Origin of the sequence: Caldanaerobius fijiensis DSM 17918, assembly GCF_900129075.1 — a bacterium.
Taxonomy (GTDB): Bacteria; Bacillota; Thermoanaerobacteria; order Thermoanaerobacterales; family Caldanaerobiaceae; genus Caldanaerobius; species Caldanaerobius fijiensis.
This window is the reverse complement of the sequence record NZ_FQVH01000003.1, coordinates 115,125-129,791: the sequence shown is the minus strand read 5'-3', so window position 1 is coordinate 129,791 and position 14,667 is coordinate 115,125. Positions and strand designations below refer to the sequence as shown.

The 14,667-nt window shown below is 43.4% G+C and carries 12 protein-coding genes; 3 read left to right on the top strand and 9 right to left on the bottom strand.

Features of this window, described 5'->3' with window-relative positions; genetic code table 11:
• The 5 genes from BUB87_RS02900 to BUB87_RS02880 all read right to left on the bottom strand — a co-directional run.
• Window positions 1–358 (bottom strand): hypothetical protein (locus BUB87_RS02900; protein ID WP_143156598.1); only part of this gene is annotated, 358 nt, incomplete at its 3' end.
• 114 nt (window positions 359–472) lie between these two features.
• Complete coding sequence (gene trxB, locus BUB87_RS02895) at window positions 473–1,387, bottom strand: thioredoxin-disulfide reductase (protein ID WP_073341622.1); 915 nt, start codon at window positions 1,385–1,387, stop codon at window positions 473–475.
• 226 nt (window positions 1,388–1,613) lie between these two features.
• On the bottom strand, window positions 1,614–4,277 hold the full coding sequence (locus tag BUB87_RS02890; protein WP_073341620.1) for an alpha-L-rhamnosidase: 2,664 nt from the start codon (window positions 4,275–4,277) through the stop codon (window positions 1,614–1,616).
• Window positions 4,278–4,360: 83 nt separating this feature from the next.
• On the bottom strand, window positions 4,361–5,725 hold the full coding sequence (locus BUB87_RS02885) for a sensor histidine kinase (RefSeq protein WP_073341643.1): 1,365 nt from the start codon (window positions 5,723–5,725) through the stop codon (window positions 4,361–4,363).
• Between the two features lies 1 nt (window position 5,726).
• Window positions 5,727–6,395 (bottom strand): response regulator transcription factor, encoded by a 669-nt coding sequence (locus BUB87_RS02880; RefSeq protein WP_073341619.1) that lies wholly within the window; start codon window positions 6,393–6,395, stop codon window positions 5,727–5,729.
• Window positions 6,396–6,548: 153 nt separating this feature from the next.
• On the opposite strand from BUB87_RS02880, the gene BUB87_RS02875 reads away from it, so the two are divergent.
• Both BUB87_RS02875 and BUB87_RS02870 read left to right on the top strand, forming a co-directional pair.
• Window positions 6,549–7,022, top strand: coding sequence for a DUF2680 domain-containing protein (locus BUB87_RS02875; RefSeq protein WP_073341617.1), 474 nt, complete (start codon window positions 6,549–6,551; stop codon window positions 7,020–7,022).
• 114 nt (window positions 7,023–7,136) lie between these two features.
• Window positions 7,137–9,284 carry a glycoside hydrolase family 3 C-terminal domain-containing protein gene (locus BUB87_RS02870; RefSeq protein ID WP_234945935.1) on the top strand — a complete coding sequence of 716 codons (2,148 nt, stop codon included), beginning with the start codon at window positions 7,137–7,139 and terminating at the stop codon, window positions 9,282–9,284.
• Window positions 9,285–9,564: 280 nt separating this feature from the next.
• Here BUB87_RS02870 and BUB87_RS02865 read toward each other — a convergent pair whose 3' ends face one another.
• From BUB87_RS02865 to tyrS, 4 genes are all read right to left on the bottom strand, one after another.
• Window positions 9,565–10,434, bottom strand: coding sequence for a damage-control phosphatase ARMT1 family protein (locus BUB87_RS02865; protein WP_073341614.1), 870 nt, complete (start codon window positions 10,432–10,434; stop codon window positions 9,565–9,567).
• Between the two features lie 42 nt (window positions 10,435–10,476).
• Window positions 10,477–11,184 (bottom strand): 4Fe-4S double cluster binding domain-containing protein, encoded by a 708-nt coding sequence (locus tag BUB87_RS02860; protein WP_073341612.1) that lies wholly within the window; start codon window positions 11,182–11,184, stop codon window positions 10,477–10,479.
• A gap of 68 nt (window positions 11,185–11,252) precedes the next feature.
• The gene (locus BUB87_RS02855) at window positions 11,253–12,287 is read right to left on the bottom strand and encodes a DUF3048 domain-containing protein (protein ID WP_073341611.1); all 1,035 of its coding nucleotides are present in this window, start codon (window positions 12,285–12,287) and stop codon (window positions 11,253–11,255) included.
• Between the two features lie 45 nt (window positions 12,288–12,332).
• Window positions 12,333–13,550: a tyrosine--tRNA ligase gene (tyrS, locus tag BUB87_RS02850; protein WP_073341609.1), complete on the bottom strand. Its 1,218-nt coding sequence runs from the start codon at window positions 13,548–13,550 to the stop codon at window positions 12,333–12,335.
• A 230-nt stretch (window positions 13,551–13,780) separates the two neighbouring features.
• Here tyrS and BUB87_RS02845 point away from each other — a divergent pair, with 230 nt between their 5' ends.
• Window positions 13,781–14,662 (top strand): glycosylasparaginase, encoded by an 882-nt coding sequence (locus BUB87_RS02845; protein ID WP_073341607.1) that lies wholly within the window; start codon window positions 13,781–13,783, stop codon window positions 14,660–14,662.
• The last annotated feature ends 5 nt before the right edge of the window (window positions 14,663–14,667 follow it).

Below are 14,667 nucleotides of genomic sequence, written 5' to 3'. Positions count from 1 at the left end.
CGTTAATAGCCCTCTCTGGAGTACCAGTCATAAGAACCCTCACAGTTTTGCCGTCATAACTTCCTTTATAAATACTATCTACATTATATTTATAAACACTATTTACTTTTACATTATATTCGGTAAAATCTACTTCTCCATAATGATACCGTTTATATATGTCACCCAATGTCCCATATATTATCAAATTGGATTTTTCAATTAATTCATCCGCATTATTAACTTCAGTAGCTAAAGATAACGAAGAAGGACGAGAAGCAGTATTTTTTATCATTTCTTTCTGGGTCTTTTTGTTTGCAAAAACAACTGCTCCAATTAAAAATATACATATTGATATAATAATGATCTTTTTCCACATAATGATCTCCCCCCTTTTTAATCCTATCCTTTCTATTTCTATGTATGTATCCCAACAAATAAAGGATAAACGTAGTAAAGAATAAAAAATTGAATTCGGCCTAAGCCGAATTCTCTACCTTATATCCCCTATATACTTTTCTGCCATGACTGCAGCAATAGCTCCGTCAGCGGCGGCTGTTACTATCTGCCTAACTGGCGTCTTTCTTACGTCTCCTGCTGCAAATACCCCTTCTACGCTGGTCTTCATGTTTTCATCGGTAATAATGTATCCGTATTCATCCATAGCCACAAGACCTTTTACAATGTCGCTATTTGGTACCGTACCTATGGCCACAAACAACCCATCTATCTCTATCTGGCTTTCTTCGCCTGTCTTATTGTTTTTGAGCTTTAGCCCTTCTACCTTTTGCTCGCCGATTATATCTTCAATAACGGTATTCCATATAAAATGTATCTTTTCGTTGTTAAAGGCCTTATCCTGCTCGGCCTTGGTGGCTCTTAGCTCATTGCGCCTGTGAATGAGGTAAACCTTCCTGGCAAACCGGGTGAGGAATACGGCATCTTCTACAGCGGTATTGCCACCACCCACCACCGCTACTACTTTATCCTTGTAAAATGCCCCATCGCATGTAGCACAATAGCTAACACCTGCACCTCTAAATTGCCGCTCCTTCTCCAGGCCAAGTTCCCTGGGATTGGCACCCATAGCAAGAATAACCGCCTTCGCCTCATAAGTATTTCCGTCGGTCTTAACCTTTTTAACGGCTCCAGCTATGTCCAGCTCCAGTACCTCTTCATACTTTATATCGAGGCCATAGCGCCTGGCCTGGTTTTCAAAATTGGCCATAAGCTCTGGCCCGGCAATGGGCTCAACAAATCCAGGATAATTTTCTACTAGATAAGTAGTAGCTGCCTGCCCACCTGCAAACATCTTTTCAAGCAAAACTACGTCCATGCCCGCTCTGGCAGCGTAAAGACCTGCCGTCAAACCTGCGGGACCGGCTCCTATTATAATCAAATCGTGCATATCCTACCGTCCCTTTCTTACAATAAATATCTTGTGCGATTAAATTATAGATGCTACATCTCATGTGTATAAGCCATTTTATCTTTACTCGCTTATTTTTTCTCATAAACATTGTATCATAATATTGTACCCCCCCCCTATACCTATGGGGTACAATATTATGATACTCTAAAACTACCATTTTGTCAATACCAGCCAGATCTCGATTCGCAATAAAACTAATACATTACTTGAGTTTAATACAATAGTTCCCTGAGCCCAGCTCTACGAGATAATATTTTCGACCACACTCTACCGTATCTTTTACACCAAACCCTTCTATAGGACCTTCTTTTCCTTCAATTGAGAGACTTTTATTCTCCCATAACTCAGGGATATAAACCTTCGCCTTTGAATTTACAGGTATGGCTACTTCCAGCGTAAACTCCCCATCTTCAATAGCCCAGGCAGACTTTATAACGCCCCTTATAGTCTTGGTCGATGCGGCAGCATGTTTTAGCCCTTTCGGTATAACCGGCTTTATGATGACTTCTTCCCATCCCGGCTTTCCTAACTTTATGCCTGCTAAATCCTTGTAGAGCCAGGCATCTACCGTGCCAAACATGATGTGGTTTTGAGAGTTCATGCCACTTCCCGTGAGTTTTTCCCAGCGCTCCCACAGTGTTGTTGCTCCTTCTCTGATCATATAGCCAAAGCTGGGATAGCTCTCCTGGGTCATCATTTTATACGCTGCATCCACATACCCATAATCAGATAGGGTATCAAGGATGTATTTAGTCCCTATAATCCCCGTATCAAAATGGTAATCTGCCTGTTCTACCACATGCTTTACAAGATTTTCCACTACTGCTTTTTCCTCGCCCTCAGGGGTTATTCCCAACTGGAGTCCCAAGGTATTGGATGTCTGATCGTTGTTGCCGTAAAAGTGACGCTCTGAATTATAATACTTTTTATTAAATGCCTCTCTTATTTTATCAGCTTTTTCTCTCAGCCGTTTCTGATCATCGTATTTGCCTATTATCCCTGCAATTTCAGAAAGTATCAAAACATCGTGATAGTAATAAAAAGCCGATGTAATCTCTCTGGGGGTATGTTTAGGAGGTATGCTGCCAGGTGTACACCACTCGCCGTAGTGGACATAGTTTACAAGGCCGTCCACCTCCTGTGACGATAAAAATTCAACCCACTTTTTCATGCTGTCATAATGCTCTTTTAATATGGCTGTATCGCCGTAATACCTGTACATCTCCCACGCAATGGTTATATATGCCGTCCCCCACGCAGGATCTGCCGGATATATTGACCAATAATGAGGTACTACATCGGGTATGCTCCCATCTTCCTTCTGCGAATCCTTTATATCATTTAAGTACTTGGCGTAAAATGCCGCCATGTCAAAGTTGTAAATGGCCTCCTCTGCCGTCAATTGGGCATCACCCATCCAGCCCATGCGCTCATCCCTCTGCGGGCAATCGGTGGGTATGCTCATGAGGTTGCACAGCTGGCTGTAGATGATATTTTTGTGTATATTGTTTATAAGGTCATTGGAACAGGCAAAGCTCCCCACAGGCTCCACTGCTGTATGCACAAAACGACCTTCCATACAATCCAATGCAGGTGTGCCAGGATAGCCTGTAACCTCCACATATCTGAAGCCGTGATACGTAAAATGAGGTTCAAATACTTCCACGCCTTGGCCCTTGAGTATATACGTATCAGTAGCCTCCGCTGTCCTGTTGACGTTAAAATTCAGCATACCATCATCGCCCATCAGCTCAGAATACCTGAGCCTCACTACCTGTCCTCTCTCACCTTCTACTTTTATCCTTACCCAGCCTGTGAATATCTGGCCAAAGTCGAATATATAAACGCCCGGTGCTGGATTGGTCATCTTTACAGGTTGCATAACCTTACAAACCTTTATAGGAGGCATGACCTGCGAAGTCAATCGGCCACCAGGAGCATCTACCAGTACGGCATTATCCCAATTGCTATCATCCAATCCCGGCATATCCCAGCCGTCTATTTCCAGCCTTGCATCATAGGTCTCCCCGTAATATATACCGTTTTCCCTGATAGGGCTATCGCCGACCTTCCAGGTGTCGTCAGTCACTACAACATCATCGGTCCCATCAACATAATCTATGTGGAGCTGTGCAATCAAACATGGAGCACCATAGCCATAATTTGCGATGTACCTGCCATTCCCCAGCATGACGCCTATGGCATTGGCGCCTTCCCTCAGAAAACCTGTTACATCATAGGTGGAATACAGTACGGTCTTTTTATAGTCGGTCTGGCCTGGATCCAGCACCCTATCTCCTACCCGGCAGCCATTGATATGAAGTTCATAATAGCCCAAGCCCGATATGTAGATCCTGGCACTTTTTACAGGCTTTTTTGCTATGAATTCTTTTCTGAACAGGCTCCCATACCTCATCTGGTAGTTCTGTTGTGGCTTAAAACCGTCGCTTTGAGCTTCAAAAACCTGATCACTGCCATTGCCTATCCATTTTGCCCTCCAATCGCTTTGGTCTAAAAAAGCCGTTTCAAATACAGCCACTTCGCTATAAGGACTTACGTCGCCGTTTTTATCCCACCAGCGCACCCTCCAGTAATACCTTGTGCGGGATTTTAATTCTTTACCATTGTATACCACATTAGCGGTATCTCCCGACTGCACCACACCGCTATCCCACATATTCCCTTGTCCTCTTTCAATGAGTTCAGGGTCATCAGAAACGATCACCTGATATGCCGTCTGAAACTGTCCCATGTCATCATGCTTTAAAACCCATGAAAACAGAGGACGCTTGCTGTCTAACCCCAGAGGTTCTCTGACATACTGACACCTTAGATCATAAGGTGCATAAATATTCTTTTCGTTCATAATTATCTTTCCCCCTTTTTATTTAAGCTAATCGCTGATTGTCGTATTTTTACAGATACATTATAGCATATAGCAAACCAAATTTATACCGCTGGTTTGGCCAATTTAATAGCGAAATAAAAAGTCGTCCCTATTCCCTCCTGGCTTTCTATACCGTACTGGCTTTTATGAAGTTTTAATATTTCGCTAACTATCGCGAGCCCAAGACCTGTTCCCAATTTATCAAGCTTATAATACCTGTCAAAAATGCCGTCGATCTTATCAGAAGGTATCCCGCGGCCTGTATCTTTTATGTTTACCTCTACAGCATCCCCTTTAATGTACGTGAAAATACTCAAACAGCCGCCAGCATCCATATTTTTCAGCGAATTGTCAATGGTGTTTATAAACACCCGCTTTAACAGTTCCCTATCGCCCTGTACTCTCACATCAAGGCCATTTAATATTACTTTTATGTCCTTTTTGTTTAATTCTACCTCAAAAGCCCTCAATACCTCTTCAACAAGATCATATAAATTGAATTCGCTTATATCCAGCTTTACATAGCCCGATTGAAGTTTTGATAGAGACAGTATACTGTCAATCAAAGCCGACATCCGCTGAGATTCGCTTATAATCGTATTAAGGTATTTATCCCTTTGTTCTTTTTCATCACCGTAAAAATCCAGTAACATCTCAGCATAGCCCCTTATGAGCCCTAAAGGAGTTTTTAAGTCATGAGTCATATTGGCAATAAAATCTTTTTTTAATTTATCAGCTCTATCCAAGTCTGATGCCATATCCTCAATAGAAAGCGCCAGGTCCTTAAACTCGTCCTTTAAATCGTCACTTACCTTGACCTTGAAATTACCTCTTGATATCTCTCCTGCCGCTTCTTTAAGTTTATCAATAGGCACTATAAACCTGCGCGAAAACGCCCACGATAGGGCAAAAGAAAAAAGCACGGATAAAGCTCCTATCCACCAAAACAGGCTCTTAAAGATCTTTACATTGTCGTCAATAGAAGACATCGGTATGCTTAAAATGATCCTGCCCCTGCTAGAATCATGCGTATAATTCTGCACTACGGCCAGGTGCTCCATCTTTAAATCCGTACCATTGTAATAATATACTCCCGGTTTATACTGATACAGCAAAGGCAATGGCATTCCTGCACCAGCTCCCATGCCGTAGCCCATGCCTCCTCCTCGCATCCTATTATTTAATATTATTTCTCCACGTTCATCAACTATCACCAGTCTGGCACCCCAACGCTCTGTGGCATCATATAGCTTCTCCTGCTGGTCTATGTTTTTAGCTATATATGAGGCAAGAGCTTTAAGTTCATTTACCTTGCTGTTTATATAAATCTTTCGCAAGAAAACCACCTGTGTCAGCCAGAATAAAATCAGTATGACGGCTATTACCAATATATACGATAAAAATATCTTTCTCTTTATTCCCTTCACGTCATTCACCATCCAATTTATAACCAATTCCCCAAACGGTTTTCACCAGGTACCTCTTGTCTCCTAATTTTTCCCTGATCTGCTTGATATGAGTGTCAACCGTCCTGAGATCGCCGTAAAAATCATAACCCCACACTCTCTCGAGGCACTGCTCTCTCGTTATAGCACGACCCCTGTTTTCCATAAGGTATTTCAGTAGATCAAATTCCTTTGGCGTAAAATCAACCTTATTGCCGTCTACATAAACCTCTCTCGAATCAACGTCCACCACAATGCCTTTCCATTCCAGGACATTTTTTGCGCCACCTTTATCCACCCTTTTCAAAAGGGCTTTTATCCTGGCCATCAATTCCCTGGGGCTAAAAGGCTTTACCACATAATCATCAGCCCCCAGCTCAAAGCCCAACAACTTATCGTACTCTTCTCCCCTTGCTGTCAACATTATCACAGGTACATCTGATGTTTCCCTGAGTTCTCTTAGCACTCTCCACCCGTCCATATCAGGCAACATGACATCAAGGATGACAAGGGATATATCATATTTTTCAATAAGCTCAAGGCCACTACGGCCATCCCCTGCAATAAATGCTGAATAACCGTTTTTTTCTAAATAGGTTTTCAATATATCCTGAAGTCCTTTTTCGTCTTCAATAACCAGTACCTTATCCATCTTCATCACCCAGAATCAGATTACAATATTTCAGCAATTAATGCAATTGCATAATAAAAATCCTCACAAAAACATCACAAATCTATTACTTTTTTATCATACAAAGCAGGTATCATATAATCGTAAACAAAATCTGAAAGGAGATGTTCAAAAATGAATTACAAAAAAATTTTATCAGGTGTATTGGTAAGTGGAATGCTTTTAACGGGTATCGTAGCCTACGCTGATAGCAGCAACTCCAACACATCAACTTCAACGGGCAAAATAACAACCAGTTCCCAGGCATTTACCCCGGGGAGAGGCTATGGCATGAGATTTGGCAAAGCAGGAAATAACGTTCAGGTATTAGCAAATCTGTTGGGCAAATCCCTTGAAGACACCTATAAGCTCCTCACCCCAGGAAAAACACTGGCCGAAATAGCCCAAGAAAATGGTATATCCTTGGACAAATTTCAGCAAGCGATGCTTGAGAGCAGAAAAAATATCATACAGCAGCGGGTCAAAGACGGCGCAATAACGCAGGAACAGGCAGACCTGATGATAAAAAACATGGAGCAGAATATAAAAAACTGTGATGGAACAGGTATAGGTAGAGGAATGGGTAGAGGTTTTGGTATGGGCAGGTAATCCCCTGCCTTTTTTATTTTGCAATCACATCTATTTTACACGAGGTACTGCAGGATTTGGAAGATAAAAATAGAATTAATAAATTATAATGATTTATGTAAGGGGGTTATGATTGTGGAAGAAAAACCGCTGTATAAAGACCCTTCGCAGCCAATCGACGTAAGGGTCAAAGACCTGATATCAAGAATGACGCTTAATGAAAAGATCTCGCAAATGCTACATGAATCTCCTGCCATACCGCGTCTGGATATACCGGAGTATAACTGGTGGAATGAATGTCTGCATGGTGTAGCCAGAGCCGGTATTGCCACCGTATTTCCACAGGCCATAGGCCTTGCAGCCACCTTTAATCCGGACTTGGTATACCAGGTGGCTACAGCTATTTCTGATGAAGCCCGGGCAAAGCATCACGAAGCTGTTCGCAATGGCGATAGAGGGATATACAAAGGCCTCACTTTCTGGAGCCCAAACATAAACATATTTCGCGACCCCAGATGGGGGCGAGGCCAGGAAACCTACGGAGAAGACCCTTACCTTACCGGGCGGATGGGTGTAGCCTTTGTAAAGGGCTTGCAGGGAAATCATCCTAAATACCTTAAACTGGTGGCTACACCGAAACATTATGCCGTACACAGCGGCCCTGAAAAAGACAGACACCATTTTGACGCCCGCGTAAGTCCAAAAGACCTTCGCGAAACATATCTGCCTGCCTTCAAAGAATGCATACAGGAGGCAAAAGCAGAATCCGTCATGGGCGCCTATAACAGGACCAATGGTGAGCCCTGCTGTGGCAGCAAAACCCTGCTTCAGAAAATATTAAGAGAAGAATGGGGTTTTGACGGCTATGTGGTCTCTGATTGTGGCGCTATAAGCGATTTTCACCTCCATCATAAGATCACCAACAGCCCACAGGAATCTGCTGCCATGGCAGTAAAAAACGGCTGCGACTTAAACTGCGGCAATACCTACGGTAGCCTGCTTATAGCGGTACAAGAAGGCCTCATAACTGAAGAAGAAATCGATCGAGCTGTAACCAGGCTCTTTAAGGCAAGATTTAAACTGGGAATGTTTGACCCGCCGGAAATGGTTCCTTACGCCCAGATACCATACGAAGTAAACGACTGCCCTGAGCACAGACAACTGGCTTTAAAAGCTGCACGAGAATCCATTGTACTGTTAAAAAATCAGAACAACCTGCTGCCCCTGAAAAAAGACCTTAAATCCATTGCCGTAATAGGCCCCAACGCTGATGTGCTGGAGGTTCTGCTGGGCAATTACAACGGTACGCCATCAAAATACGTCACACCCCTTGAAGGCATAAAAAATGTAGTATCACCCGACACAAAGGTTATCTATGCCAAAGGCTGTGACCTTACAGGGACATCAAAAGAAGGCTTTGATGAAGCCGTAGAAGCCGCCAGAAACGCTGATGTCGTCATCATGTGCATGGGCCTGGCACCATCCATTGAAGGTGAAGAAGGGGATGCGGTCAATTCTGATGCATCAGGCGACAGAATTCATATAGATCTACCAGGGGTTCAGGAAGAGTTGCTCAAAGAAATCCATGCTACAGGTAAGCCTATTGTGCTGGTAATGCTAAATGGCAGCGCTGTCGCCATCAACTGGGCCAATGAACATATACCCGCTATCCTCGAGGCGTGGTATCCCGGCGAAGAAGGTGGTACCGCTATTGCCGACGTAATATTCGGCAACTACAATCCAGCAGGCAGGCTTCCTGTCACCTTTGTCAAGTCCGTCGACGACCTGCCACCTTTTACCGATTACAGCATGAAAAACAGAACCTACAGATACATTGAAAAGGAGCCTCTGTACCCCTTCGGCTTCGGATTAAGCTACACCACATTCCAATACAGCAACCTGACTTTAAGCGCCAAAGAAATAGGCACATCAGAAAACCTCACCATATCGGTTGACGTACAAAATACGGGTAAAATGGCTGGAGACGAGGTAGTACAGCTTTATCTTACGGACCTGGAAGCATCCGTGGTAGTACCTAAATGCCAGCTCAGGGGCGTTCAGCGAATTAACCTGGCACCTGGGGAGAAAAAAACTGTAACGTTTACTTTAACGCCCAGGCAGATGGCCCTCATAGATAACGAGGGCAGGTGCATACTGGAACCAGGGACATTCAAAATTTCCGTTGGTGGCTGTCAGCCCGACGAAAGAAGCAAAAAACTGGGAGGCACTTTCCTCACTGAGACCTTTGAGGTAAAAGGAAACCCTGTGGAACTTCCATACTGATTTGCCGGTGTATATGCAAAGGTGCTACAGGATTTACCCTGTAGCACCTTTATCATTTTGCCTTTATCGTCTTTATGATGTCCTTAATTTAATCCGAAATAGTAGTCTCCCACTTCTTTAAGTAAGAAATGAACAGCACTGATTTAGATAAAAATAGCAATAGTTCGCTGAGTTAAGAGCGGAAGTTAATCCCAATACCTTTCAGCGATTTGAGCTCTAATAAAAAACGCCCTGTTCTTGTTTTGTCTAACGATGACTATAACAGTAAAACAGCGGTAGTTTACTCTCTCATACGGTTTTGACAAAATACCAGATCCATATAGTTGACGCCCGCTCTTTTTGCCACCCATGGGCATTTAGCCCTGAATATAAAGAAGGTCTTATCGCCGGCTATTTCCTTGCCTTCCAGCGACTCATAATTGCCCTGACCTTTTGATATCACAAGATCAGCATCTTTATACGCCTGAATGAATTCTTCTGAGCAGGCATCCAGCACCGTACCCAGATATCTGTTGCCGTTCTCGATGATATCAGCCATCTTATCCATACCTACCATAATAGCATCTTCCATGGTAGAATCGTTGAGTATAGGACCTGATTTGACGCTGTATATGATATCAACATGATACCTTTTTAACTGTTCTACAAGGAGTTTATCAAATACTATTTCCCCGCTGTTATCGCCTATGATGAGGATTTTTCTGGCCTTGTTTAAAAAATCCCTAAACTGCCCATAATCACACAATGCAAATCCCATAGATAGGGCATCTTCAATGCTCTTATCCACATCAAATTCTCTTAATATGCCCATATCGATGATATTACCTGCTGCCGCCATCTTTATCGCCATCATAAGCGGATCCTCTGCGTTTAAGACCATATTCCTCAACCGGGGGTAGAGCTCCATAGCAAATGTATTAGAGCGTTCTTTAGCCTCTTTAAAAGGATCATCAATACCCATGAGACGATATGCTTCCAGCAGCAATATAGAGGAGTTCTCCGCAGGGCTTTTAGTATCATCCACATCCGGTATCATTTTTGAAACCTCTTTAATTATTTCCTTTTGTCTCTCCTGGGGTAGCCCTGCAGCTTCAAAAGCTGATATAACCTGCTTCAAATAACACGGCGAACATTCCGCAACGCATTCCATAGCAATCACCCCTTTATTTTTAACTATAATTTTGAGCGAAGACTACACTTTTGAGTGAAGACCATAGGAACATACCTTGATGCATATACCGCATACCGAACCCCTGCCAATATGCTTAAAGTGCTTATTCATGTACTCGCTACAGGCCATAGGGTCCACAAGCATATCCCTGGGCATACCTGCAACCCAATGACCGCCATAAAGGGCACCGGCAGGGCAGCTCTCAACACATTTGTTGCAACTGCCACATCTGGATTCTTCTATAGGCTGTCCTACAGGAAGCTCAGCGTCCGTAAGTATCGTACCCAACCTCACTCTGGGCCCATACTCAGGAGTTACCAAAAGACAATTTTTACCTATCCAGCCTATACCGCTTCTAGTAGCAGCCGTCTTATGCTGAAAAATCCCCGAATAGGGACCTATGCCATCACCGTATACCGTCTGGGATGCAGGCACAGCCATAGCCAGATAACCCCATTCCTGCAGGAGCATACTGGCCCTCAATGTGATGTTGTCGATGAGGGTATTTACGCTCCGGTAGTGATGAAAGTAGGTATAAGTCGGCCCATCTTCTATCTCGTCGATTATCTGATCCGATAACCGTACGACTATAGAAATAGCGTACTTTAAATGCCTGTACTTTTCTGGCAGCACATCGCCAACATAGCCAAAGCCGTATTTTGTAGCACCCCATTCAGCCAATTTACTTTTTAGCAAATCGAGCTTTTTATCGTCCAATTGTCCTCCCATTTTTCCTCCTGCATCCGCCTTCCGAGTTTTTATTAACATAGTCTGTGCTTATTCTCATCATTTCCACGCTATTTATTTACTGTAACGTTTTTCTCAGATGGCACTATATTTATCCACGTCTTACCAGGCATTAGCCTTATTTCCTCCCCATTGCCATCGTAAAAATGAGTTATATCGCTTTCTGATGTTCTCTCCCAGGTGCCTTCGATATAATTTCCATTGATTACATATGCGGCCTTGCCTTTTGATATAAGATTTATATAAAGGCGCCCTTCGCTGTCCAGCACCTTATAAGGCGCATATTGCAATATTATGTTATCAGCGTAAAGCTGCTTGCCCGTCTCCCTGTCCACATGGGGGTTTCCGTTTATATACCTTAAAAAATGCCCTGTACTTTCATCGTACTTATACAGATCGTCAAAATATCTATTGTATTTAACCTCTACCGATTTTACATCTCCGTGGGGTATATTACTGTCAAATTTAAAGTGGGGATTCTTATCGGTTACCACATCGTTTAATTTAACAGCATCCTTTAACGATACATACGTGGCATGAGGGTCCACCCGCGCTTTGTCCTTAAAAAAAGGGCGAGACATATGAAGGGCATCAATATCTATTAATCCCAATTGCTTTATAGCACTCTTGGCTGCTTCAGAACCGCCCACATGGACATACTGGGCATTCCACTCCTTTGCGATATCCACGAAATAAGGCCTGGCGCTTCTCACAGGGCCTACTTTGTCAGGATAATTCTCGTAGAAAAGGGTTAAAAACCTCGTGATACCGCCCTCCACCAGTGCTTCATAAACCACATCAGCATAAATCAACCCCGATTGTGGCCTGGCCGGCGGAGTATTTTCTATCATCACCGCAAACAGCTTATCGTTCTGTCCGGCATATTTCATACCTGTAGTAAAAGAAGTCCTCCAGTTATCATTGGACTCCACATCTTTCCCGCCAGATACTTTGCCACCAGCCCCATTACCACTGGGGTTTTGTGTCACCTTGTTGATCTCAGGCTCTCTTGCTTGTCTCTTACACCCCGCAGTGACTCCCAGAATTAATATAATAACTAAAAAACACGCTATAAGCTTCTTCATGATTGATAAGGCTCCCCCTTTAACCCTTTTGCACCTCCCAAAAACTTACTCTATCTCTATCTTATTGTATGTCTTCTTGCCTTTCCTTACCAGCATAAACCCATCCTTAAAGAAATCTTCTGTAACAACCATATTGATGTCATCAACTTTCTCATTGTTTACATAAAGTCCTCCCTGCTGTATAAGCCTTCTTCCTTCGCTTTTAGACGGTATAACTCCTGCTGCTAGAAGCACATCGAGTATACCCGTATTTATCATATCCTGCGATATCTTTGATGTGGGCACATCGTCCAGACTGCCCCCTCCTTCAAACAATGCTTCAGCAGCTTTCCGGGCTTTCTGGGCCTCTTCTTCGCCGTGTACCAGTTTAGTAACCTCATAAGCCAGCACCTTTTTGGCTTCATTGATCTCCTTGTCCTTCAGCGAACCTAACCTCCTCACCTCATCCATAGGCAAGAAAGTCAGAAGGGCCAGGCATTTCTCCACATCCTCATCATTGACGTTGCGCCAATACTGATAGAAATCATAAGGCGATGTCTTCTCGGGATCCAGCCATACAGCTCCTTTCTCCGTCTTGCCCATCTTCTTGCCTTCGCTGTTGGTAAGAAGGGTAAATGTCATACCGTAAGCCTGTTTCTCTTCTTTTTTCCTTATAAGCTCAACCCCTGCTATGATATTCGACCACTGGTCGTCACCACCCAATTGCATAATGCAGCCATATCTCCTGTATAGCTGTAAGAAATCATAGGCCTGCATGAGCATGTAGTTAAACTCCAGGAAGGACAAACCCCTTTCCAGCCTCAATTTAAAGCACTCGGCTGTAAGCATCCTGTTGACAGAAAAATGCACACCGATATCTCGTAAAAATTCTATGTAATTGAGGTCCAAAAGCCAGTCGGCGTTATTGACCATAATGGCCTTGCCGTCAGAAAAATCGATAAAGCGCTGCATCTGCACCTTAAACCGTTCAGCATTATGGGATATCTCTTCTTTGGTCAGCATCTTTCTCATATCAGTCTTTCCGCTGGGGTCGCCGACCATGGCAGTTCCTCCGCCGATAAGTGCAATAGGCCTGTGACCCGCCTTTTGCATATGGGCCATAACCATAAGCTGAAGAAAATGCCCTACATGTAAGCTGTCAGCAGTCGGATCAAACCCAATATAAAACGTAATCTTTTGTTTATCCAGTAAATCCTTGATCTCATCTTCGTGGGTTAATTGCTCAATATACCCTCTCTCCTTTAAAACCTCAAAAACCGACACGCGAAAACCTCCTCAACGTTCTACTCTCATGGTATTTGCAGTTAATGATATTATACCATTTAATAGCTTAAATTCAAATCCTCAAGAATCTGAAAATCCTTTTCTATAGAGAATTTCGCAAATGTGCTTAGAAAACAGCGAAAAAGGAAAGCAAAATAATACTGGAATCGTTAAATAACTATAGTATAATAGTTTTGTGATTATATGCTATCAAAAAAGGGGGAAATCGTATGTCCTGGGCAATAATAGCCACATGGCCTTTTGCACTAAAAGGTGTAGAAAAAGCAAGCGATATAATAAAGGAATCTGGAAACGCGCTGGACGCTGTGGAAGTAGTAGCTAAAGCCGTTGAAGCTGATCCCGATGTGGATTCAGTTGGCTTTGGAGGTCTTCCCAATATAGCAGGTGAAGTGGAGCTGGACGCTGCTATTATGGACGGGAAGGACCTTTCTATTGGAGCAGTTGCAGGAATAAAAGGTTTCATGCACCCTATAAGTATAGCCCGAAAGGTCATGGAAAAAACTCCCCATAATGTACTGATAGGCAGGGGAGCAGAGGAGTTTGCAGCTAGAATGGGCTTTAAAAATGCCGTTCTGATAACGGACAAGACCCGAAAAATATGGGAAGAAAGAATATCAGAAATAGAAAAAGGCCAATCACCATACGAAGGTCACGACACTGTAGGAATAGTAGCACTTGATCCAAAAGGCGATATGGCGTGCGGCACTTCCACCAGTGGTCTGTTTTTAAAGTACAGAGGACGGGTGGGCGATTCACCTTTGGTGGGCTCCGGCTTTTACGTCGACAACACGGCAGGTGGAGCAGCTGCTACGGGAATGGGCGAAGATATCATGAAAGGCTGTACGTGCTTTTACGCAGTGGAATTGATGAGACAAGGATACAGTCCAAAAGATGCAGCTGAAGAAGCTGTAAGGCGCATACATAAAAGGCTGGCTGAAACCAAGGAACACGTTGGGGACATATCCATCGTCTGCATGGACAATAAAGGCAACTGGGGCGCTGCAACCAACCGGCCAGAATTTGAATTCGTGTTTGCGTCAGATGAGGTAGCACCGGCAGTATATAAGGTTACCAGAGTCAGCGGTATATAAACCCT